Source organism: Mesorhizobium sp. P160219 (assembly GCF_057786095.1).
On sequence record NZ_JBYNWG010000001.1, the window covers coordinates 939,405 to 958,376 of the forward strand.

20 protein-coding genes, 1 tRNA gene and 1 pseudogene are annotated in these 18,972 nt (G+C 62.7%); 10 read left to right on the plus strand and 12 right to left on the minus strand.

What is annotated here, in order from left to right:
* Positions 1–86: 86 nt before the first annotated feature.
* The gene (locus tag AC3EMP_RS04735; RefSeq protein WP_023821731.1) at positions 87–245 is read right to left on the minus strand and encodes a hypothetical protein; all 159 of its coding nucleotides are present in this window, start codon (positions 243–245) and stop codon (positions 87–89) included.
* Positions 246–656: 411 nt separating this feature from the next.
* Here AC3EMP_RS04735 and AC3EMP_RS04740 point away from each other — a divergent pair, with 411 nt between their 5' ends.
* The 5 genes from AC3EMP_RS04740 (at position 657) to AC3EMP_RS04760 (ending at position 5,124) form a co-directional block, all read left to right on the plus strand.
* A complete protein-coding gene (locus AC3EMP_RS04740; RefSeq protein ID WP_352710575.1) occupies positions 657–1,196 on the plus strand; it encodes a sigma-70 family RNA polymerase sigma factor in 540 nt (179 codons plus the stop codon).
* Positions 1,193–1,915, plus strand: a complete 723-nt coding sequence (locus tag AC3EMP_RS04745; RefSeq protein ID WP_023673235.1) for an anti-sigma factor — start codon at positions 1,193–1,195, stop codon at positions 1,913–1,915. The genes AC3EMP_RS04740 and AC3EMP_RS04745 overlap by 4 nt, the downstream gene beginning before the upstream one ends.
* A gap of 223 nt (positions 1,916–2,138) precedes the next feature.
* Positions 2,139–2,696, plus strand: coding sequence for a fasciclin domain-containing protein (locus AC3EMP_RS04750; protein ID WP_352710576.1), 558 nt, complete (start codon positions 2,139–2,141; stop codon positions 2,694–2,696).
* Between the two features lie 211 nt (positions 2,697–2,907).
* Positions 2,908–3,402: a peptide-methionine (R)-S-oxide reductase MsrB gene (msrB, locus tag AC3EMP_RS04755; RefSeq protein WP_352710578.1), complete on the plus strand. Its 495-nt coding sequence runs from the start codon at positions 2,908–2,910 to the stop codon at positions 3,400–3,402.
* A 153-nt stretch (positions 3,403–3,555) separates the two neighbouring features.
* Positions 3,556–5,124: an FAD-dependent monooxygenase gene (locus AC3EMP_RS04760; protein ID WP_352710579.1), complete on the plus strand. Its 1,569-nt coding sequence runs from the start codon at positions 3,556–3,558 to the stop codon at positions 5,122–5,124.
* A gap of 71 nt (positions 5,125–5,195) precedes the next feature.
* Here the strand turns inward: AC3EMP_RS04760 and AC3EMP_RS04765 are convergent, their stop codons facing one another.
* The gene (locus AC3EMP_RS04765) at positions 5,196–6,797 is read right to left on the minus strand and encodes a DHA2 family efflux MFS transporter permease subunit (protein WP_023714478.1); all 1,602 of its coding nucleotides are present in this window, start codon (positions 6,795–6,797) and stop codon (positions 5,196–5,198) included.
* Between the two features lie 21 nt (positions 6,798–6,818).
* Positions 6,819–8,000 (minus strand): HlyD family secretion protein, encoded by a 1,182-nt coding sequence (locus AC3EMP_RS04770; RefSeq protein WP_023714479.1) that lies wholly within the window; start codon positions 7,998–8,000, stop codon positions 6,819–6,821.
* 146 nt (positions 8,001–8,146) lie between these two features.
* On the opposite strand from AC3EMP_RS04770, the gene AC3EMP_RS04775 reads away from it, so the two are divergent.
* Complete coding sequence (locus AC3EMP_RS04775) at positions 8,147–8,890, plus strand: TetR/AcrR family transcriptional regulator (RefSeq protein WP_023673241.1); 744 nt, start codon at positions 8,147–8,149, stop codon at positions 8,888–8,890.
* Between the two features lie 66 nt (positions 8,891–8,956).
* Here AC3EMP_RS04775 and yihA read toward each other — a convergent pair whose 3' ends face one another.
* From yihA to rpmH, 6 genes are all read right to left on the minus strand, one after another.
* On the minus strand, positions 8,957–9,616 hold the full coding sequence (gene yihA / locus AC3EMP_RS04780; RefSeq protein ID WP_023673242.1) for a ribosome biogenesis GTP-binding protein YihA/YsxC: 660 nt from the start codon (positions 9,614–9,616) through the stop codon (positions 8,957–8,959).
* Entirely contained in the window at positions 9,613–10,251 is a 639-nt protein-coding gene (locus AC3EMP_RS04785) for a CatB-related O-acetyltransferase (RefSeq protein ID WP_023701989.1), read from the minus strand. The genes yihA and AC3EMP_RS04785 overlap by 4 nt, the downstream gene beginning before the upstream one ends.
* 318 nt (positions 10,252–10,569) lie before the next feature.
* Positions 10,570–11,136, minus strand: coding sequence for a fasciclin domain-containing protein (locus AC3EMP_RS04790; RefSeq protein WP_023673244.1), 567 nt, complete (start codon positions 11,134–11,136; stop codon positions 10,570–10,572).
* A 345-nt stretch (positions 11,137–11,481) separates the two neighbouring features.
* A complete protein-coding gene (gene yidC / locus AC3EMP_RS04795; RefSeq protein WP_352710583.1) occupies positions 11,482–13,296 on the minus strand; it encodes a membrane protein insertase YidC in 1,815 nt (604 codons plus the stop codon).
* Between the two features lie 14 nt (positions 13,297–13,310).
* The gene (gene rnpA / locus AC3EMP_RS04800) at positions 13,311–13,664 is read right to left on the minus strand and encodes a ribonuclease P protein component (protein ID WP_352710585.1); all 354 of its coding nucleotides are present in this window, start codon (positions 13,662–13,664) and stop codon (positions 13,311–13,313) included.
* A gap of 16 nt (positions 13,665–13,680) precedes the next feature.
* Positions 13,681–13,815: a 50S ribosomal protein L34 gene (gene rpmH, locus AC3EMP_RS04805; protein ID WP_008833937.1), complete on the minus strand. Its 135-nt coding sequence runs from the start codon at positions 13,813–13,815 to the stop codon at positions 13,681–13,683.
* 344 nt (positions 13,816–14,159) lie between these two features.
* On the opposite strand from rpmH, the gene AC3EMP_RS04810 reads away from it, so the two are divergent.
* The 3 genes and pseudogenes from AC3EMP_RS04810 to AC3EMP_RS04820 form a co-directional block, all read left to right on the plus strand.
* Complete coding sequence (locus tag AC3EMP_RS04810; protein WP_023672265.1) at positions 14,160–15,692, plus strand: ATP-binding protein; 1,533 nt, start codon at positions 14,160–14,162, stop codon at positions 15,690–15,692.
* Positions 15,693–15,887: 195 nt separating this feature from the next.
* A tRNA-Arg gene (locus AC3EMP_RS04815) sits at positions 15,888–15,964 on the plus strand.
* Between the two features lie 32 nt (positions 15,965–15,996).
* A pseudogene (locus AC3EMP_RS04820) lies at positions 15,997–16,161 on the plus strand (LysR family transcriptional regulator); the annotation flags it as partial.
* A 100-nt stretch (positions 16,162–16,261) separates the two neighbouring features.
* Here AC3EMP_RS04820 and AC3EMP_RS04825 read toward each other — a convergent pair.
* Complete coding sequence (locus AC3EMP_RS04825; RefSeq protein WP_023672266.1) at positions 16,262–16,804, minus strand: autotransporter; 543 nt, start codon at positions 16,802–16,804, stop codon at positions 16,262–16,264.
* A 147-nt stretch (positions 16,805–16,951) separates the two neighbouring features.
* Between AC3EMP_RS04825 and AC3EMP_RS04830 the strand changes: the two genes are divergently transcribed.
* Entirely contained in the window at positions 16,952–17,680 is a 729-nt protein-coding gene (locus AC3EMP_RS04830; protein ID WP_023672267.1) for a GntR family transcriptional regulator, read from the plus strand.
* A 30-nt stretch (positions 17,681–17,710) separates the two neighbouring features.
* Here the strand turns inward: AC3EMP_RS04830 and AC3EMP_RS04835 are convergent, their stop codons facing one another.
* Positions 17,711–18,601 carry a sigma-70 family RNA polymerase sigma factor gene (locus AC3EMP_RS04835; RefSeq protein ID WP_023672268.1) on the minus strand — a complete coding sequence of 297 codons (891 nt, stop codon included), beginning with the start codon at positions 18,599–18,601 and terminating at the stop codon, positions 17,711–17,713.
* A 32-nt stretch (positions 18,602–18,633) separates the two neighbouring features.
* Entirely contained in the window at positions 18,634–18,942 is a 309-nt protein-coding gene (locus AC3EMP_RS04840; protein WP_023681378.1) for a hypothetical protein, read from the minus strand.
* Between the last annotated feature and the right edge of the window lie 30 nt (positions 18,943–18,972).

Genomic DNA, 18,972 nt, shown 5'->3' on the forward strand with positions numbered 1-18,972 from the left:
GGATGCGGGTAAGGACGGCGGCGTCTTAGCGGGAATTGGCCCAGGCCGCAAACAGCTTTGCTATCACGATGATGAAATCTGCCGGATCAGGCCGGCACCTTGAGCGGCGCCCGCCGCGTCAGCCAGCCGGAAATCTTCTCCATCTGCGCGGCGAGCGACAAAACCGTCCGCTCGTCGCCGGGGCGGCCGACGCCCTGGATGTCGAGCGGCAGGCCATTCTGGATCGCCGGCCAGTGGTGAACCACAGGCTCTTGTCCATCAATTGCCCAAACAGGGATCTGATCTCCAAGAGACGGGTCAAATGCAATTTGTCGAGCAGGTTTTCGATGAGCTCGCGGCCCCCTTCGGGTCCATGGCGCCTCAGGCAAGCGGCGGATGCGCAATGATCGGGTTGCCTCGGCGCGCGCGATCGCAGCATCGACAAGGTCCGGCGGCGAGATCTCGCCTCTATGCACCAGCTACGCCAAGGCGGTTGCATCGTTCTCCCACAGCATCTGTTCGGCCGACATTGCTGTTCCCCTTTCTGCGGGAGGCTAACGACAGCCGATTTCCTTGGCACCGACCGGCGATTACTGGCGATCGGGCGCGGACATCGTTTGCGTGGACAACAAGATTTCTGCCTTTGCAAATAAATCGTGATCGCTTAGCTTGTCCGTATGACGCCGCAGGATATCTCCACCCTGATTGTCCGGACCTCGATGAAGGATCGGACTGCGTTCGATCTGCTTTACCGGCAAACCAGTGCGAAACTTTTCGGCGTGTGCCTTCGTGTATTGAAGGATCGCGGAGATGCGGAAGAAGCGCTGCAAGAGGTCTTTGTCAAAGTGTGGACGAAGGCGGATCGTTTCGCTGTTTCTGATCTCAGCCCAATCTCCTGGCTGGTGGCCATAGCACGCAATCATGCGATTGATCGCATCCGGTCGCGACGCAAGCCTGCTGCCGATATCGATGCCGCGCTCGACGTGGCTGACCCCGGTCCGGGGCCAGAGGCTATGGTTGTTGCGGGCGGTGAATCCGAGCGCATCTATCAGTGCCTTGAAGAGTTGGAACAAGACCGGGCGCAAGCCGTTCGGGGTGCTTATTTGAACGGCGAAAGTTACGCCGATCTCGCGGAACGTCATAAGGTTCCGCTCAACACGATGCGGACATGGCTGCGCCGCAGCCTGTTGAAACTTAGAGAATGTCTGGAAAGATGACCCTGGCAGAAGAAAATGGACCGGAACGTGGAGGCGACGACCTGCTCGCAGCCGAATACGTTCTCGGCGTGCTGCCGGCGGATGAGCGCCAGATAGCCTCCGGACGCATCGACGCGGAGACCGGCTTTGCCCGTCTCGTCGATTCCTGGGAAGTGAATCTCTCGCCGATGGCTGCCGCTTATGCTGAGGTAGAGCCGCCGGCCACCATCAAGCCGGCTATCGATCGCCGGCTGTTCTCCTCCACCGCGGCGTCGACGACGGCCCCGAGCGGCAGCCTGTGGTCCAGCCTTAGCTTCTGGCGCGGCCTCACCGCAGCGGCTCTCGCGGCCCTGGTGCTCTATGTCGCCGTGCCCTACGTCAGGTCGCCGGTCGTCGTGCCGCAGGAGCGCCTCGTCGCCTCGCTGGCTGCCGAAGGCAGCGATGTCAAATACCTCGTCGTCTACGACGCTTCCCGCCGCGATGTCGGCCTGTCGCTGGTTTCGGGCGAACGCGCCGCCGGCAAGGACTTCGAACTGTGGATGATCGAAGGCAAGAATGCGCCGGTCTCGATGGGTGTCATTCCCGCCGGCCAGGTCACGCACATTCCGGTTACCCCGGCAGTGCAGCAGAAGCTGGCGCAAGGCGCCGTGCTTGCCGTCAGCGTCGAGCCGACGGGCGGTTCGACGACCGGACAGCCGACCGGACCGGTCGTTGCCGCGGGCGACCTGAAGGGCATCTGATAAATCGTAAAACCATGACGTGACAATGAAGACAGCGGAAGTACATCTTCCGCTGTTTTCGTTTTGGATACGCTGCTGGAGATTAGAGGTTCGATCTCCGGAGATTAATTCGTCGACAAAATAAAGAAAATTTTTCCCCGCGCGCGGAAACTCAGGCAGTTCTATTTCGTATCTCCTCATGTTCCCGAAAGAGGAAACAATAACCCCGAGGAGTTCGAACACTATGCGTAGAATCGCCACCCTTTTGCTCGCCGGTACCATTGTCGTCTCCGCCCTCGCCACAATCGCCTATGCCGAGAATCCGATGGTTGGCGGCGCCGCCATGTACGCCAACAAGAACATCGTCGAGAACGCCGTCAATTCGAAGGATCACACGACACTGGTCGCCGCCGTCAAGGCTGCCGGCCTGATCGAGACGCTGCAGGGCGCCGGCCCGTTCACCGTCTTCGCGCCGACCAATGAGGCCTTCGCCGCGCTTCCGGCTGGCACGGTCGAGACGCTGCTCAAGCCCGAGAACAAGGACAAGCTCACCAAGATCCTGACCTGCCATGTCATCGGCGCCAAGGCGATGGGCGCCGATGTCGCCGCGATGGCCAAGGCCGATGGCGGCACCCATAAGGTCAAGACGGTCGGCGGCTGCGAGCTGTCGCTCAAGGCTGACGGCGGCAAGGTCACCGTGACCGACGAGAACGGCAATGTCGCCAATGTCACGATCGCCGATGTCGAGCAGTCGAACGGCGTCATCCACGTCATCGACAAGGTCCTGCTGCCGAAGATGTAACAAAGCCCCTGCCGCCGACGAACAGGCGGTAAGCTCCTGCAGATTGCGCGGCCCCGCCCCCGTGGGCGGAGCAAACGACCGAGCGCTCCATCCCGTCCGCAACCAGCGCGGAGCCGGTGTGGAGCGTTCGTTTGCAGGACAACCGTCACCGGCTTTTGATTTTCCAGTGGCGGCCAAATTTGGCAAAACAACCCGCAGGAGGATTTCTGTCATGAACCGTCGAGATTTGCTTTTGAGCGGCGCCGCCATCGCTGCCGTGGCCGGCGCGGCGGCAACGTTGCGCATGGGCGGGCCCGCTAAGGCTGCCGAAACCTTCGAGGTCACCAAGACCGACACCGAATGGCACGCCATCCTGTCCGACGAAGCCTTCAACGTGCTGCGCAAGGAAGGCACCGAGTATCCCGGCACCAGCCCGCTGCTGAACGAGCATCGCAAGGGCATTTTCGCCTGCGCCGGTTGCGACCTGCCGGTCTACCCCTCAGACACCAAGTTCGAGTCCGGCACCGGCTGGCCGAGCTTCTGGCAGGAGATTGCCAACGCCGTCGGCAAGACCGAGGACCGTTCGCTGGGCATGACCCGCACCGAGGTCCATTGCCGCCGCTGCGGCGGTCATCTCGGCCATGTCTTCGATGACGGTCCCGCACCCACCGGCCTGCGCCATTGCATCAACGGCGTTGCGCTCAGCTTCAAGCCGGCCACTGCCTGACCGTTCGGCGTCTTTTAGCGGGGTGGGGGATTTGGAGCCGGTGTGACGACCGCCTCGTATCTCCTGAAATGGGGCGAAAACAGTCAACTTCAAGAATTGGCAGACGGCTTTTTATGCGTAGATCCCGCAGCCCTAACGAGAGGGCCAGAACCTATGCAACCAACCAAAGCACGGGCTCGCGACGGCGAGCCCAAATCGACCGCCAAATCGACCGACGGTGTTGATGCGGACCGGCCGCGAATATCCCATTCCGTGGTGATCGCCGGCGGCGGCCCGACCGGGTTGATGCTGGCCGGCGAGCTTTCCCTGGCCGGCATCGATGTCGCCATCGTCGAGCGGCGCGAGAACCAGGACCTCGCCAGCGCGCGCTCGGGCGGCCTGCATTCGCGCACCATCGAGATCTTCGACCAGCGCGGCATTGCCGATCGGTTCCTGTCGCAAGGCCAGACCGCACAGGTCGCAGGCTTCGTCGGCGTTTCGCTTGATATCAGCGACTTCCCCACCCGCCACAATTACGGGCTGGCGCTGTGGCAAAAGCACATAGAGCGCATCCTTGCTGACTGGGTCGAGGAGCTTGGCGTCACGTTCTACCGTGGCCGCGAGGTGACAGGCTTGGTGCAGGATGGCGGCGGCGTCGATGTCGCGCTGAGCGATGGCGGGTCGCTTCGTGCCGATTATCTCGTCGGCTGCGACGGCGGCAGAAGCCTCGTGCGCAAGGCGGCGGGCATCGAGTTCCCCGGTTCCGAGCCGACAACCAGCAATTTGATCGCCGAGATCGAGGTAACGGAAGAGCCGCAATGGGGTATCCACCGCGATGCCATCGGAATTCACGGCCTCAGCAGACTGGAAGACGGTACGGTGCGGGTGCTGGTGACCGAACGCGAGGTCGGGGCCGGCGGCGTGCCCACATTGCATGAGCTCAGCGAGGCGCTCATTGCCGTCTACGGCACCGATTACGGCGTCCACAATCCAACATCGCTGGCCCGCTTCACCGACATGACCCGGCAGGCAGCCTCATACCGCAAGGGGCGGGTGCTGCTCGCCGGCGACGCCGCGCATGTGCATCCACCGGACGGTGGACAGGGGCTGCAGACCGGCGTGCAGGACGCGGTCAATCTGGGCTGGAAGCTCGCCCAAGTGGTCAGGAAAACTGCGCCCGAAAGCCTGCTCGACAGCTACCAGGCAGAGCGCCACCCGATTGCCGCGCGTGTGATGAAAAACACCATGGCGTCGGTCGTGCTCCGTCGCGAAGACGAGCGCACCAAGGCGCTGCGCGATACAGTGTCGGAACTTCTCGGCATGGAAGAGCCGCGCAAGCGTTTTGCCGGCCTGTTGTCCGGCCTGGACATCCACTACGATATTGGCGAGGGGCATCCGCTGCTGGGGCGTCGCATGCCGGATCTCGACCTCGTCACCGCTGCCGGTCCGCTGCCGGTTTTCGCCCTGCTGCACGACGCTCGGCCGCTGCTGCTTAATCTTGGTGAGCCCGGCGCTTTTGGTATCGGCCAGTGGGTGGAGCGGATTCAGCTGGTCGACGCCAGCTACGATGGCGCGTGGGAGCTTCCGGTGCTGGGGGCAGTCGAAGCCCCACGCGCAGTGCTGGTCCGGCCTGACGGTTATGTGGCCTGGGTCGGCGGCCCTGAAGCAGCCGGGCTAACCGACTCGCTGACCAAATGGTTTGGGCCGCCTCGACCAAGGAGCTTGACAACGATCGATGCTTAAGCGTGACCCCGGAAATCGGGGGTGATTTCCGGGGTCACACATGAGGGCGCCAGGCGGGGGATCCGGCGCGCTCAATGGCCTCCGCCACCGCTGCCCGCGGGCGGCGCCGGCTTGGCGATGACCAGGGTGAAGACCGCCATGGTCGCGAACAGCACGGTCAGCATGGTGAACACGTCCATGAACGACAGCAGCGACGCCTGCTGCTGGACCATGCCCGACAGTTTGGAGATCGCCGCCTTGGTGGCGTCGAGGCCGGGAGTCTGCTGGAAGTCGAGCGTCATGTTCTGCAGCTTGGTCTGCGCCGCCGCACTGCCCCATTCCACATGCTCGGCCAGCCTGGCGTAGTGGAAGGCGCTGCGATCGATCAGCACGGTGTTGATGACGGCAAGGCCGACCGCACCGCCGAGGTTGCGGGTCAGGTTGAACAGGCCCGACGCGTTCTTCAGCCGGTCCGGCGGCAAGGTGCCGAGCGCAATGTTGTTGATCGGCACCATGCACAGCATCATCGAGCTGCCGCGCAGGATCTGCGGGATCAGCAATTCCCAGAAATCCCAGTCGGCGGTCAGATGCGTCATCCACCATGTGCCGGCAGCGAAACCGAACAGCCCGATCATCATCATGATGCGCAAATCCATCTTGCTCGACAGGATGCCGGAAATCGGCGCAGTGACGAACATCGCCAGGCCGCTGACGAACAGGGCTTCGCCGATCATCAAGGAATCGTAGCCGCGGATGCGTCCGAGGAACACCGGGTAGAGATAGGTCAGACCGTACAGGCCGATGCCGATGACGAAGGAGAACAGCGAACCGAAGGCGAAATTGACGTTGGTGAAGGCCCTGAGATCGACGATCGGCTCCTCGGCGGTGAAGGCACGCCAGAAGAACAGCGCCGCACCGACAACCATGATGATGGCGCACATGAACACGGCCTGTTCCTGCAGCCAGTCATGGTTCGGACCTTCCTCGAGCACATATTCCATGCAGCCGAGAAACGCCGCCATGCCGGCAAGGCCCCACCAGTCGAACTTGCTGAACAGGCCGAGATTGGGCTTGTCAAAATCGATCAGGGTCCAGGTCGTGACCGTCACCAGAATGCCTGGAATGACATTGATGAGGAACAGCCAGTGCCACGACATGGCATGGCTGATATAGCCGCCGACGGTCGGGCCGATGGTCGGCGCCAGCGTCGCCACCAGGCCGATCATCGGCGACACCATGGCGCGGCGCGACGGCGGGAAGATGGTGAAGGCGGCGGCGAAAACGCTCGGGATCATGCCGCCGCCGATAAAGCCCTGGATGGCGCGGTAGACGATCATCTGGTCGATGTTGGTGGCGGTCGCGGCCAGCGCGCTGGCCGCCGTGAAGCCGGCCGCGGCGCCTGCAAACAGCACGCGCGTCGACAGCATCCGGCTGAGGAAGCCCGACAGCGGGATCATCACCACTTCGGCGATCAGATAGGCGGTCTGCACCCATGGGATTTCGTCGGAACTGGCGCTGAGGCCGGCCTGGATCTCCGCCAGCGAGGCTGAGACGATCTGGATGTCGAGGATCGCCATGAACATGCCGAACACCATCGCCAGGAAGGCGATGAGGCGGCGCGTCGAGATGGTCGTCGGTACCGCCGGCATGGCAGGCGCCGGCCCCGCTCCTGCAGTTATGGTTGCGGTTGCCATGGCGTTGCTCCCGGCTTTCGCTCAGTTCGTCGTAGCCGGAGCCGTGCGGCTGTCGACGGCGACGACGACGCTCAGGCCGGCGCGCAGCCTGCCTGCCTTCAGCACATCGGCCGGCACGTCGATGCGAACCGGGATGCGCTGCACCACCTTGGTGAAGTTGCCGGTGGCATTTTCCGGCGGCAGCAGCGAGAACACCGCACCCGAAGCCGGCGCCAGCGACGACACCGTGCCTTCGAAATCATGGCCGTCCGTGGCGTCGACCGAGACCCGCACCTTCTCGCCGGGCACCAGCTTGGCCAGCTGCGTCTCCTTGAAGTTGGCAACGATGTAGAGCTTGTCCAGCGGCACCACGACGGCGAGCTTCTGGCCGGGGCTGACGAGGTCGCCCTGCTCGACCGAGCGGTTGCCGACGACGCCGTCATAAGGCGCCTTGAGCACGGTGAAGGACAGATCGCGCGCGGCCTTGTCGCGGTTCAGCCGCAGCGAAGCCAGCGTGCTGGCCGATTCGGCGCGCTGCGCTTCGAACACGCCGATATTGGCCTGTGCGGCTGCAATCTGCGCGTCGGCGCCGACGAGGGCTGCATTGGCCTGGTCGAGAGCGGTCTGGGCATCGTCCAGTTGCGCCTGTGTGCCGACATGCGTCTTGACCAGTTGCGCGGCGCGCTGCTGGGCGCGAGCGGCGTTGTCGGCTGCCGCCTGGTCGGCGACCTTCTGCGCCTGCGCCTGTTGCAGCGAAGCTTGCGCCGCCTTCGTCTGCGCGTCGATACGGTCGAGCGTCTTGGCCAGCGTGGCGATCTGCGCCTCCGCCTGGGCAACGGCTATTCTGTAGTCGCCGTCGTCGATCGTCAGCAGCGGATCGCCAGCCTTGACCTGCTGGTTCTCCGAGACCTTGACTTGATCGACATAGCCGGAAATCTTCGGCGAGACGAACGACATGTCGGCCTGGACATAGGCGTCGTCGGTCGAGATCAGGAACCGGCCGTCCGTCCAGTAATTATAGCCATACCAGGCGCCGGCGCTGAGCAGAGCGAGGCCGATGATCGGCAGCATGAACGAGCGAGCCTCCCGCTTCTTCTTGGCCGGCACCTCGGCCAAAACTTCGGCGGCAGGCTTGATGGGCGCTTCCGGCGCTTCGATAGCCGGCGAGACCTTGGCGTTGGGAAAGGGGCGGACTTCGGCGGTGGTTGGCGTGTTCGAGGACATGATATCTCGCTACCGTAGCTACATAAGGAAAATGTGTTATACTGAACCGTTCGGTTCGATGCGAACGTTGACATAGCGCTAAAGCAGGCCCATATCAAGAGCAATCGAACCGCTCGGTTCGAATTATTTCGCGAGGTGTGACTTTAATGGCCGACACGTTACCCGACGTCGAAAATGATCGGTGCGATGTGCTGGATAGTGCGCGTCGCGGCCGCCCGGCGGCGGGCCAGGATCCGGTCAAGCGCAGCCAGATCATTGAGGGCGCGCGGCGCGTGTTCATCGACAAGGGCTTCGAAGCGGCGTCGATGAACGACATTACCCGCGAGGCCGGCGTCTCCAAGGGCACGATCTATGTCTACTTCGCCAACAAGGAAGAGCTGTTCGAGGCGCTGATCGAGGAAGAGCGCGGCACCATCTTCAAGAACATGTACGACATGCTCGACCGCGCCGACGATCTGCGCCAGACGCTGGTGAAATTCGGCAAGGTGCTGTCGATGAAGATCACCTCGGCCAAGGTCATCCAGGCGCAACGCACCGTGATCGGCGCCTCCGACAGGATACCGGACATGGGCGCGCGGTTTTACGAACGTGGCCCCAAACGCGGCCACGACAAGGTGGTCAAGTTCCTCAATGCAGCCATCGAACGCGGCCTGCTCAAGATCGATGATGTCGATCTTGCCGCCTATCAATTCACCGAACTGTGCCTCGCCGGCCTGTTTCGCCAGTGCATCTTCGCCTACCGCACCACGGCGCCGAGCCAGGATGAAATCGACCACATCGTGCGGTCGGGCGTCAGCCTGTTCCTGAAGTCCTACGGCACCGAAAAGCTTGCCGAGGAAGAAAGCCATCAGATGATCGCGCTCGAGGCGAAGTCCAAGGCAAAGGCCTAGTTAGCCAAAGGTCTTTTTTCGCAACTCCGGACGGAAAACCGCTTCACACTTTTCCCGGAGTTGCTTTTAACCGCCATTGGCCGCCAGCACGATAGCCGCGCGCAGTTCGTCCAGACCCTCGCCCTTTTCCGACGACGTGGCGAGCACGAACGGAAACGCCGCCGGCCGCTTCTTGATCTTCAGTAATGTCTCTTCGATCAGCTGCGGCACGCCGGCGGCCTTGATCTTGTCGGTCTTGGTCAGCACGATCTGGTAGGACACCGCCGCCTTGTCGAGCAGCGACAGCACTTCGTCGTCCTTGGCTTTGATGCCATGGCGGGAATCGATCAGCACATAGACCCGCTTCAGCGTCACGCGGCCCTTGAGATAGTCGAAGACCAGCTTGGTCCAATCGTCCACCTTTTCCTTCGGCGCGCTGGCATAGCCGTAGCCCGGCATGTCGACCAGCGCCATTGGCGGCAGGTCGGTGCCTTCGCCGGAAAACCCGCCCGGCACGAAATAGTTGAGCTCCTGCGTGCGCCCCGGCGTGTTGGAGGTGCGCGCCAGCCCGTTATGGCCGACGAGCGCATTGATCAGCGACGACTTGCCGACATTGGAGCGGCCGGCAAAGGCGATCTCAGGCGGCCCCTCCGGCGGCAGGAACTTCATCGCCGGCACGCCGCGGATGAAGATCCACCCCTTGGTGAACAGGTCGGTGCCGATAACGGTGTTGCCCAGCGCGTTCAAATTGCTGCCTCCAGCCTGGAAATATCGGCGCCCCGGATGGCGTTGAGGTTGCGGCCGATCTTGTCCACCGGCCAATTCCACCACGCCACAGCCAGCAACCGCCGCACCGTCCTGTCGTCGAAACGCATCTTCACCACCTTTGCTGCATTGCCGGCGACGATCGCATAGGCCGGCACGTCATGCGTCACCACCGATTTCGCCGCCACGATGGCGCCATTGCCGACCGACACGCCGGGCATGATCACCGCATCCATGCCGATCCATACATCATTGCCGACCACCGTGTCGCCGCGCAGTTCCTGTGACCACGTCTTCGGGTCGAAGCCTTGCTCCCAGCCATGACCGAAAATGTTGAACGGATAGGTGGAAAAGCCGGACATGGCATGGTTGGCGCCGTTCATGATGAAGCGCGCGCCCTCCGCGATGGCGCAGAACTTGCCGATGATCAGCTTGTCGCCGATGAAGGGATAATGATGCAGCACGCATCGCTCGGCGAATTTGTCCGGTCCGTCAGGATCGTCATAGTAGGTGAACTCGCCGATCTCGATATTCGGCGCGGTGACCAGGGGCTTGAGGAAGCCGACGCGGGTGTGCATCGGGATCGGGTGTTTGATGTCTGGGTTGGGTCCGTCCATGGCGAGATCCGTCGAGAGTGGCGCAAATTAAAGCCGCCATTCTAGATGGCGTGATCCGCCCTATAGCACCAATCGCCCGATGAGCGAGCCCTGCTGGGCTTCGATGTTCACTTGGTGCCGCGGCAGATCACGATCAGGTCGACCGCAGCGCAGTCGCCTAAGGCGCCCTGAAACGAAAAACGGGGCCCTGCGAAGGACAAGCAGGACCCCGGTGGTGTCGAAGACGGCTTCAAAAGAATGGCACCTCGCCGTGAGGTGGGGAAGGCAGACCGAGAAAGCCCGTCGCAGCCCGCCGTCATTCGCCGTTGCCTAAAACCGTTACTTCGGCAACAGCACCTTGTTGACGACGTGGATGACGCCGTTCGACTGGTTGACGTCGGCGACCGTTACCTTGGCGGCGCCGCCGGATTCGTCGACGATATAAAGCGCGCCTTTTTTTACCTCGGCGATCAGCGTGTCGCCGCTGACGGTCTTCATTTCATACTTGCCACCCATCGCCTTGGCCTTGGTCATCATATCCTTGGCGGAGATCTTGCCGGCCACGACATGGGCGGTCAGGATCTTGGTCAGCTTGTCCTTATTTTCGGGCTTCACCAGCGTGGCGACGGTGCCGGCCGGCAGTTTCTTAAAGGCGGAATCGGTCGGCGCAAACACCGTGAAGGGTCCCGCGCTTTCCAGCGTGTCGACCAGGCCGGCGGCCTTGACGGCGGCAACCAGCGTCTTGTGGATCGGCGAGTTGAGGGCGTTCTCGACGATGTTCTTCGAGGTCAGCATCGCAGCGCCGCCAACGGCGGGATTGGCGAGCGTATAGGCCGTCGTAGCTGCGAGGCCCGATAGAGCCAGGCCGGCGGAAAAGCAGAATGCCTTGAGGATGGACTTTGCCATTGGAGAACCCTTCTGGTGCGACAATTGTTGATTCGATTGTCGGGAAGAGTTACGCGGCGATTGCGGGAAAGTTTCGGTGCAGAGTAAAAAACGATAATGATAACAAATACTTAAAGGCGAATGCCCATTCCACGCGCCGCATCCCCGCGATGGACATGACGGGGTCACGGATCAAAAACAGCGGTCTTCGGATTAGAGCTGATCGGTGTTGATCGGCCTTGGCGGTACAAGCAGCAGCCACGCCGGTTGCACGCCGCAAGTTTCGCGCCTCACGGGAACGTGATGCGCGCCTCGTCCAAAAAAACCCCGGACGAGCCGGGGCTTTGATTGCCGGAATAGCGCCTTCTATTCAGCCGGCGAGGGTTTCTTTCGGAACAATGCCGTCAGATTGTCCCACAATTCGATCTTGGCGCCCTGGCGCTTCATGATCACGCCCTGCTGCAGGATCGACAGCGTGTTGTTCCAGGCCCAGTAGATGACGAGGCCGGCCGGGAAGCTGCCCATCATGAAGGTGAAGATCACCGGCATCCAGGTGAAGATCTGCGCCTGCGTCGGATCCGGCGGCGTCGGGTTCATGCGCATCTGCAGGAACATGGTGATGCCCATGACCACCGCCCAGGCGCCCATATGCGGCAGGAATGCCGGTGGCGCGAAGGGCAGCAGGCCGAACAGGTTGAAGACCGAGGTCGGATCGGGCGCGGCCAAATCCTGGATCCAGCCGAAGAACGGCGCGTGCCGCATCTCGATGGTGATGTAGAGCACCTTGTAGAGCGAGAAGAACACCGGGATCTGCAGCGCCACCGGCCAGCAGCCGGCGAGCGGATTGATCTTCTCGGTCTTGTACAGCTCCATCATCGCCTGTTGCTGCTTCATCTTCTCGTCCGCGTATTTCTCGCGGATCTCGAGCATCTTGGGCTGCACCTTCTTCATGTTCGCCATCGACGCATAGGATTTGTTGGCGAGCGGGAAGAAGAGGGTTTTGACGACGACCGTGGTGGCAAGGATGGCCAGGCCGAAATTGCCGAAGAATTTGTACAGCGTGTCGATCAGGTAGAACATCGGCTTGGTGATCCAGATGAACCACCCCCAATCGATCAGCCGGTCGAACAGCCTGATCTGCCGGTCCTGGGCGTAGGCGTTGATCTTGTTGACTTCCTTGGCGCCGGCGAAGATCTCGGTCTCCACCGTCGCCGACTGGCCGGCGGCAATGGTGATCGGGTCGGTGAGGAAGTCCGACTGGTAGCGCGGGCGGCCATTGTCGTAATAGGCATAGTGCGGCTGGAAGGGCTGCTTCTCGGTCGGCACCAGGGTGACCGCCCAGTATTTGTCGGTGATGCCAAGCCAGCCATCGGTCGATTTGCTCGGCGTATACAGCTTGTTCTTCTCGATGTCGGCGTATTTGTGCTCCTGCAGGCCTTCCGTGCCGGTGACGCCGATCAGGCCTTCATGCAGCACATAGGAGCTGGCAATGGCTGGCTTGTCGAAACGGATGACGCGGCCGTAATTGGACAGCGTGACCGGGGCCGAGCCTGAATTCTGCACCGCATCGGAAACGGTGAACATGTAGTCGCCGTCGACGGAGATCGTGCGCTTGAAGGTCAGGCCCTTGTCGTTGGTGAAGGTCAGCGTCACTGGCGTCGCCGGCGTCAGAGTCGCATTGCCGTCGACGCTCCAGACCGTTTCCGGGCCCGGCACCGTGCCGGTCGTGTCGCTGCCGACAAAGCCGATCTCGGCATAATAGCCGGTGGGCAGCGCCTGCGGATTGAGCAGCTGGATCTGCGGCGATGTCTTGTCGACCGTCTCGGTATAGTGCTTGAGCTTGAGGTCGTCGAGGCGGGCGCCGGTGAGGTTGATCGAGCCCGACAGGCTCGGCGTGTCGATGTTGACGCGGGCCGTCTTGGCCACTTCCTGCGCGCGGCCTTCCGGCGTCGTAACATAGGTGCCGGGCGCGTTTGGAATGGCGCCGGGCGCTGCGGGCGCCGGCGTGCCGCCGGGGTTGGCGGCCTCGGCCGCCTTCTTCTGCTCCGCCGCCCGCTGCTCTTCGATGCGGGCCGCCTCGCGCTGCTGTTCGCTGCGCGGCAGCACATAGAAATATTGCCACAGCCCGAGGATCAGCACCGACAAGACGATGGTGATGTAGAAGTTCCGGTTGTTTTCCATCGAAAGCCCTTGGCCTATCGTGTTCCGCTGAGACGGCGGGAGAGTTCGGCCTTCAACTGGCCGAACGGAATGGTGAGCACGTCTTCACGCCCGACGATGACATAGTCATTGCCGGGCGCCATGTCACTTGCGGCATGGGTGCGCACGGCTTCTTTCAGCCGCCGCCTGACGCGGTTGCGGACAGCCGCATTGCCGACCTTCTTGGTGACGGTGAAGCCGACGCGCGGCGGCAGGCCGTCATTGCGGTCGAGAACTTCGACGAGAAAAAGCCGCCCGCGCCGCTTTTCACCGCGGCGGACGGCCAGGAATTCCGCACGTTTCAGAAGCCGCTTGGGGTTTGGTCCCACTGGCTTGCCGGTTGCGGGCAACGATCTCGTCTTCCGTTCAGGCGCTGAGCCGCTTGCGGCCGCGGTTGCGGCGAGCTGCGACGACGCCGCGACCACCCTTGGTGGCCATGCGAGCACGGAAACCGTGCCGGCGTTTGCGGACGAGTTTGGACGGTTGGTAGGTACGCTTCATTTGTTTTAATACCGCGGGGTGCGGCCCTTCTTGATTCTGTCACTGTGTAACAGGAGCTTTGCCGGGCCGGCATTGGCGCGATCGAAACCGCGCCGGGACGAATGGCCCGAGCGTGAGCGGCTTATAGAAAGAAGGGTTTTGGGAGTCAATCCAGCGCGAACGCCAGTTCGTCGCAGCGCGAACTGCCAGTTCGTCACGGCGCGACACCCCGTTCGTCGCGGCGCGAACACCCAGTTCGAGGCTATTTTTATTGCTGGCGCCATCGTCCAACGAAGGATGAAATTGGCAAAAAAGCCGCAATCACCTAATCTCAACCGATCAAGCGTTTGTGAAGACAGGCCTTAATGAGCGAAGTTGCATCAGCGGATGAAGGGAGCGGCCCGGCGACAGCCGATGCCAGCCCGGCGACCGTTCGCCCGGTTGCGAGCCGTTCGGTGCCCAATCGTTCAGTGCCCTTGGCGCGCGGCCTGTCGACCAAGCTGCTCTTGCTCACCATTGTCTTCGTGCTCCTGGCCGAAGTCCTCATTTTCCTGCCCTGGATCGCCAGCTACCGCCTGGCCTGGCTGAAGGAGAGGCTAAGCACCGCTGCCGCGGTGTCGATCGTGCTGGTGCAGGGTGAGCCCAATTCGCTCTCCCGCGCCGCCCAGAACGACGTGCTGATGGCAATCGGCGCCAAGGCGATCGCGGTGCGCGACGGCGGCGTATCGCGCCTGCTGGTGGTGGCCGAGATGCCGCCGCAGGTCGACGAGCACATCGACATCGCCAATGTCGGCATGATCAAGGGCATGACCGGGGCGCTGGATACGCTGTTCTTCGGCGGCAAGCGCATGCTGCGGGTGTTCGGCCCGGTCGGCGACAGCGACAAGGAATTCGAGCTGATCATGCCCGACTATTCCCTCCGCAACGCCATGCTGCGCTATTCGCGCAACGTCGCCTTCGTCTCGCTGCTGATCTCGCTGTTCACCGCAATGCTGGTCTATGCCGCGATCGACCTGATCATGATCGGCCCGATCCGCACCATGACGCGCTCGATGCTGTCCTTCTCCGAGGCGCCCGACGATCCAGGGCGCATCATCCACCCGGCCGCCCGTGCCGACGAGATCGGCGTTGCCGAGCGCGAACTGTCGCAGATGCAGGAACGGCTGCAAAAGATGCTGTCGGAGCAGAAGCATCTTGCCGATCTTGGCCTCGCCGTCTCCAAGATCAACCATGACATGCGCAACATCCTGGCCTCGGCGCAGCTGATGTCGGACCGCCTGCGCCTGGTCAAGGACCCGACGGTGCAGGCCTTCGCGCCAAAGCTGTTGCGCGCGCTCGACCGCGCCGTCTCCTATTCCGAAGGTGTGCTCCACTATGGTCGCACGCAGGAGCCGGCGCCCTCACGCCGCCGCTTGCGGCTGCGCCAGCTGGTCGACGACGTCCACGGCCTGCTCGACATCGAGGACGGCATCGAATTCGTCAATGCCGTCGAGCTCGCCTTCGAGGTCGATGCCGATTCCGACCAGCTGTTTCGCGTGCTCACCAATCTGTGCCGAAACGCGGTGCAGGCGATGGCGGCCGACGCCGAGAGCGCGCTGGTGCGCCGGCTCGCCGTATCGGCCGAGCGCATAGGCAGCGTAAGCCGCATCATTGTCACCGACACCGGTCCCGGCCTGCCGGCGAAGGCGCGAGAAAACCTGTTCGCGGCGTTTCGAGGCTCGGCCCGCAGCGGCGGCACCGGCCTTGGCCTGGCCATCGCGCACGAGCTGATCCGCGCCCATGGCGGCACGGTGGAACTGGTCGAATCGATCGGCGGCCGCACCACCTTCGCCGTCACCATCCCCGACCAGCCGGTCCGCCTCGACCAGGCCCGCAACGGCCTGCGCCGCCCTGCCTGAGCTGTATTGATATTCAGCCGAAGCCGGACTGAGCTGAATCTCAGCACCCCTTTGATCGGCACCGTCGAAAGCAGCTGCGACAAAACTTTTGCCGGATTGGCTTGCTTTTCGGAAATTCAGTCGCTAGGGAACACGTCTTGTCGCGGCCGGTCGTCAGGATCGGTTAGCGGGGCTATGTAAAGCATGGCCTGTTGCGCGCCCGTAGCTCAGCTGGATAGAGCACCAGACTACGAATCTGGGGGTCAGGAGTTCGAATCTCTTCGGGCGCGCCATTTCCGCCGAATCTGCGATTTCCTGCGATCCGCTAGCCGGTCTTGGGCTCGCATATGAAGAGCAGGTCGCGGAACACGTTGCCGAGCACCGCCTCATCCGAGTGCTGGAGAACTGGACGCCGCCTATTCCGGGCTTCTTCATTTATTACCCCAGTCGTCAGCCTGACTGCGCTATAAACGCGCTGCGATGTTCTTGAAACGGGAGAGTACGCGGCGACCGTTATCTGGGCGCAGCGACGCTGAATGCTCATTCACGCCGCCGCGCAGCACGCTCACTTTTCTTCCGCCTTTCCCGGATCAGGGCCCAATAGGCCTCGCTCCAGCCAGATACCGCTCATTGTCAAACGGCTCGGCGTGGGTGCTGCCCGGGCTCCACATGTGGCGGTGGGTCTCGGTCAGATTGCCGAGATAGACATGCAGCGCGCCTGAGCGGGCGATGCCGGTGTTGGCCACCGCGTGCACGGTATCAGGGGTCATGTGCACCACCGCGGGCGCCGCGATGTCGTGGCGTTCCGGCGCATCGATCTCGCTGCCGTCGACGGGATAGATGAAGTTGGTCTCGCTGCCCTTGTAGATGCCGATCAGCGCATCCATCAGATGGTTGTGCGGCGGGTACCGCAGGCCGGGCGACAGCGTGATGTGGTAGATGGTCAAGTCAGGGCTGGCATGCAGCAGCACCTCATCGTCGTCTTCCTCATGCGCGAGCACGCCTGATGCATGGAAGCGGTCGGTGTGTTCGCGCAGCACCGCCTTGACCCGTTCGATGGCATGAGCACCTTTGGCTGCGTTGACGATACCGGCGGTTACGGCGTAGAGAGGCGAGTTGGCGGCAAGAGACATTTGTCGTCATCTCCATTGGGAAGCTCAACCAATACAGCTGAGATGCTCAGGCTAGCGAATGCCGACAGACCCGTCAACCGGATGGTCGAAACGGGCAAGCAGACTACGCGGGCAGACTACGCGGGCAGACCACACGGGCAGGCAGATATGGCTCTTCCGAAATCAGTGTCACCGTCCGCCGTCAAGGCGCCGTCGACCGCCGACATATTGCGCAGCGAGGAAGCTTATGAGCAGCTGAAGAGCGACATCGTCGCCTGCGTCCTGCAACCCGGCGAAAGCCTGACCGAAAAGCAGATCGGCGACCGCTACCAGATCAGGAAGGCGACGATCCGCTCGGCTTTGGCCCGCCTGACGCAGGAAGGGCTGATCAAGAGCGAGCCGCGCCGCGGTTATGTCATCGCACCGCTTAGCCTGCGCGACGTCAACGAGATCTTCGACCTCCGCAGCCTGATCGAACCGGAAGTGTTCCGGGTGGCCGCGGCAAACCTCACCGAACGCGGGCTCGACGACATCAGGCTGGCGGCGCAGAAGGTGCTGAAGCCGGAGACGCTGCGCAGCCATGTCGCCTTTCTGGCGGCCGACCGCGCCTTTCGCCTGGCCCTGGCTGAACTCTCCGGCAATCTGCGGCTGGTTCGCCTGCTCGACCAAACGCTCGACCAGTCGGAGCGTGTCCTCCATCTCGGCTTCAAATCGCGCGACTTCACGCAAGCGATCATCGGCCAGCAGAAGGAGTTGGTGCTTGCCTGCGAGCTGGCCGAAGTCTCGGCCATCGCAAAGCTTGCCCGCTCGCAGTGCCTGTCGCTCAAGAAGCAGGTGCTCGAGGCCTTGCTCGCCGGCTCCAAGCTGCAGGACGCCAATTTGCAAAGCTTCGCCTGAGGCGCGAAGTCCGCGCTCTCTGGCCGATGCTTACTCGTCGATGAAGCGGATGTCCGCATCGGCAAGGCAATAGGGCGCGTAGCGGAAATCGCGGATATGGCTGACCTTTCCATCCTGCCAGTCGACCAGCATGAAGCCGCGCACGGCGTCATCTCCCGTTTGCGGGTTGCGGATCAGGATGGCCGGCCTGCGGTCGACGAAGCCGAGCGACAGCGCCCAGTCCTGGACACGGTCGTAATTGCCGAAATAGTTGGAAACCTGCGCCTTGCCGCGCATGCGGGTGCGGTTGACGACTTCAAGCTGGATATCCTCGGCGATCAACGCGCGCACGGCGTCGAAGTCGCGCGCGTTGAACAGGTCGACATAGCGGCGCAGGCGCCGCTCGTCGTCGGCGTCGAGCTTTGGGGCAGGCGCCTGCTCGTCCTGTGACGCCAGCAGGCGCAGCTGCGACCGCCCGCGATGCAGCGCTGCCTTGGTCGCGGCCAGCGTCGCGCCGGACACTTCGCAGGTTTCGTGCAGGCTGAGGCCAAGCACGTCGACAAGGATCACGGCGCTGCGCTGCACTGTTGCCAGCTGCATGAAGCTTCGCAGGCTGGCGGCGGTGGCGAGCCTCGCATCGGCGCTTGCGGAGGGGTCTTCGATCGTCGTCATGTCGGTCTCGCTCATGCGCGCCTGCTCCCGCTGGCGCCGGCGCAGATGATCCTGCGCGGCATTGTGGGCTATGCGGAACAGCCATTGCTCCGGACGCCCAACGGTGGCGTCGCCGTCGATGGCCTGCAGTGCCTTGATCAGTGTCTCCTGGACGATGTCCTCGCCATCGATCACCGAGCCGGCCATGCGGGCGCAGTAGCGGTGCAGCTTCGGTCGCAAGGCGCCGAGCATCGCCTCCAGGGCAACGCGGTCGAGTTTTGCTGTGTTCATCCTGTCCGTTCCCAAAATGCCGGTCTTTGCATTCAAGCCGGCACGACCTCGCCGGCCAGCATACGATAATTGCCGACGATCTTTGCCGGCGATCTGGCAAGCGGCGTCGAGCGGCGCCCGGCATGATCGGCGCTGAAGGCCTTGAAGGCTGCGAGCCCCGTCAGGCCGTCGCCATCCTGGCTGACAAGATGGATGAACTCGCCATTCTCCAGTTCCAGGACGAGGTAGCGCACGGATTGCGGCTTCGTGTCGTCGAGTGCCTCGAACACCTGTGCAACCAGCATACGGTTCTCGGCGATGCTTTCGTCCTTCACGCCGTAGCGGATGAGATTGTAGCCCATTGTCGTCTCCTGTTTTTCAACTCTGCACAG

What these genes read in the sequence shown, in the direction of transcription:
- AC3EMP_RS04740 (WP_352710575.1), top strand. Translation starts at nt 657, where the DNA reads ATGACGCCGCAGGATATCTCCACCCTGATTGTCCGGACCTCGATGAAG.
- AC3EMP_RS04745 (WP_023673235.1), top strand. Translation starts at nt 1,193, where the DNA reads ATGACCCTGGCAGAAGAAAATGGACCGGAACGTGGAGGCGACGACCTG.
- AC3EMP_RS04750 (WP_352710576.1), top strand. Translation starts at nt 2,139, where the DNA reads ATGCGTAGAATCGCCACCCTTTTGCTCGCCGGTACCATTGTCGTCTCC.
- msrB (WP_352710578.1), top strand. Translation starts at nt 2,908, where the DNA reads ATGAACCGTCGAGATTTGCTTTTGAGCGGCGCCGCCATCGCTGCCGTG.
- AC3EMP_RS04760 (WP_352710579.1), top strand. Translation starts at nt 3,556, where the DNA reads ATGCAACCAACCAAAGCACGGGCTCGCGACGGCGAGCCCAAATCGACC.
- AC3EMP_RS04765 (WP_023714478.1), bottom strand. Translation starts at nt 6,797, where the DNA reads ATGGCAACCGCAACCATAACTGCAGGAGCGGGGCCGGCGCCTGCCATG.
- AC3EMP_RS04770 (WP_023714479.1), bottom strand. Translation starts at nt 8,000, where the DNA reads ATGTCCTCGAACACGCCAACCACCGCCGAAGTCCGCCCCTTTCCCAAC.
- AC3EMP_RS04775 (WP_023673241.1), top strand. Translation starts at nt 8,147, where the DNA reads ATGGCCGACACGTTACCCGACGTCGAAAATGATCGGTGCGATGTGCTG.
- AC3EMP_RS04785 (WP_023701989.1), bottom strand. Translation starts at nt 10,251, where the DNA reads ATGGACGGACCCAACCCAGACATCAAACACCCGATCCCGATGCACACC.
- AC3EMP_RS04790 (WP_023673244.1), bottom strand. Translation starts at nt 11,136, where the DNA reads ATGGCAAAGTCCATCCTCAAGGCATTCTGCTTTTCCGCCGGCCTGGCT.
- yidC (WP_352710583.1), bottom strand. Translation starts at nt 13,296, where the DNA reads ATGGAAAACAACCGGAACTTCTACATCACCATCGTCTTGTCGGTGCTG.
- rpmH (WP_008833937.1), bottom strand. Translation starts at nt 13,815, where the DNA reads ATGAAGCGTACCTACCAACCGTCCAAACTCGTCCGCAAACGCCGGCAC.
- AC3EMP_RS04810 (WP_023672265.1), top strand. Translation starts at nt 14,160, where the DNA reads ATGAGCGAAGTTGCATCAGCGGATGAAGGGAGCGGCCCGGCGACAGCC.
- AC3EMP_RS04825 (WP_023672266.1), bottom strand. Translation starts at nt 16,804, where the DNA reads ATGTCTCTTGCCGCCAACTCGCCTCTCTACGCCGTAACCGCCGGTATC.
- AC3EMP_RS04830 (WP_023672267.1), top strand. Translation starts at nt 16,952, where the DNA reads ATGGCTCTTCCGAAATCAGTGTCACCGTCCGCCGTCAAGGCGCCGTCG.
- AC3EMP_RS04835 (WP_023672268.1), bottom strand. Translation starts at nt 18,601, where the DNA reads ATGAACACAGCAAAACTCGACCGCGTTGCCCTGGAGGCGATGCTCGGC.
- AC3EMP_RS04840 (WP_023681378.1), bottom strand. Translation starts at nt 18,942, where the DNA reads ATGGGCTACAATCTCATCCGCTACGGCGTGAAGGACGAAAGCATCGCC.